The sequence below is a fragment of the Pseudoalteromonas haloplanktis ATCC 14393 genome, from assembly GCF_000238355.1.
In the GTDB taxonomy this organism is placed as follows: domain Bacteria; phylum Pseudomonadota; class Gammaproteobacteria; order Enterobacterales; family Alteromonadaceae; genus Pseudoalteromonas; species Pseudoalteromonas haloplanktis.
Window position 1 is genome coordinate 1 of the sequence record NZ_AHCA01000036.1, and the last position, 1,701, is coordinate 1,701.

The following is a 1,701-nucleotide window of genomic DNA, read 5'->3' on the forward strand; positions in this document are numbered from 1 at the left end:
CGATCACCTTCACTGTACTCAGTAACGTTTCGTATTGAAGATGGGCTGCGGATTGCTGCATCCTCAGGTATACCATACTTAGCGCGGTAAGCATCAATCGTTGTTGAGTTTACACGTAAATTGGCATCTGTTGCGGCACCATTTGCGCCAATTAAAGGAGCGTAATTGGTGAAGTTAGCAGTATCACGACGGAAAGTTTGACCAGAGCCAGCGACTTTAAAGGCTACTGCAAGTTCATCTTCAATAAGGTGTTTACTCATAGAAAATTTAACAGATTCATCCCAATTTTGGGTTAAATCCTCATAGCGCCCACCAACGCTGATGTTATATTTTCCATCAGGCTTTGCAAGCGCGCGTTGTAATTGTTTATCAACGATACCAGCAATTCCTCCCGCTTGCATATCAGCAGTAGGAGACTTAACAACAGTCACACCATCGAATACACTCGCCTCAAATGCTGCGAATGGGTTACTTGAACCAACATCACTAAAGCTTCTGCTTGGTGTTGCAAAGCTTTGACCTGCTGAGGTTGTTTTGACGAAGCCACCCCCTAAGCCACGTAAACTAATTTCAGACTGTCGCCCCTCACCAGAACGTTCAATTTGAACACCAGGTACTGCTTGCAGAGCTTCACCTAAATCAAGTGCTGGCAATGCATCAATATCTGAAGCAGAAATAGCATCAACAATTGAGGGGGCATCTCTTTTTGTATTCAGAGCATTTTCTAATGACCCACGAATACCTTGCACTTCAATAACTTCAAATTCGGCTTCTCTTTCTTTAACTCTTGCATCTCTTGCTTTTGGAGTTTCCTGATTAGCATCTATAGCTTGTTTAACTTCTTGTGCCAAAATTGAAGGTGTAAATACCGCCAAAGCTAAACCTAACGAACCTCCAATCAATGCCTTTGAAGTGAATATTTTTCTATTTTTATTCATCATTGTGTCCCCATAAATTGTGTGTGTAGATTACTACTTATTTTACATATTGATTAATTAACAACTTGGCCAGCCAATTAACAATACCGTAACACATTAAAAGTCACATTAAAATCAAAAATAATCATTATCAGTCTTTTTGCTAAATAACACAACTAAAACAATGGCATGCACAATAAAATATTTACCGAAATATAATGAAAAATAAGATTTAAACATAATTTAACACACCCAAGTGACTAATTGTGACCAAACGTGATTGTCAATTTAAGGAGTTAAAGCTCAACAAGGTTGCTCATAAACATTAATAAGCCCATCATCAAATTGGGGCTTGTTTACTCTGAGGTGGGATATAAGAAATTAAGAAGTTGTTGGCTATTGTATAACTTTGATGCATGCCAAAACGAGAAAAGCCTAACAATGTGGCATTGTTAGGCTTCTGATAAGTAATTAAAGTACCTACTTAAAAACTGTAGCTAAAGCTTACTTCATAGATACGCCCAGTGTAATCAACGCGCGAGACCGCACTTTCATTGTTACCCCAGTACTCATAACGTTGCTCATCAGTTAAGTTGTAACCTCTTAAATAACCACTAAAGTTCTTTGTAAACTTATATGATGTCACTAGATCCAAACGGCCTGTTGCTTTTTGTACACGAGGTTGGACACCTAGGTAAGAGTTATCACCTTTTAAATAGGAGTCATCTTTCCAGTTATATGCAAGTCTAAAACTAAATCCATCATTCTCATAGTAACCAATTAC

General features: G+C 38.3%; 2 protein-coding genes. Both read right to left on the minus strand.

Annotated features, from left to right (window positions below; translation table 11 throughout):
- A partial coding sequence (locus tag PHAL_RS23430) for a TonB-dependent receptor plug domain-containing protein (RefSeq protein ID WP_036981729.1) occupies positions 1-941 on the minus strand: 941 nt, incomplete at its 3' end.
- A gap of 460 nt (positions 942-1,401) precedes the next feature.
- A partial coding sequence (locus PHAL_RS24315) for a TonB-dependent receptor (RefSeq protein WP_036981732.1) occupies positions 1,402-1,701 on the minus strand: 300 nt, incomplete at its 5' end.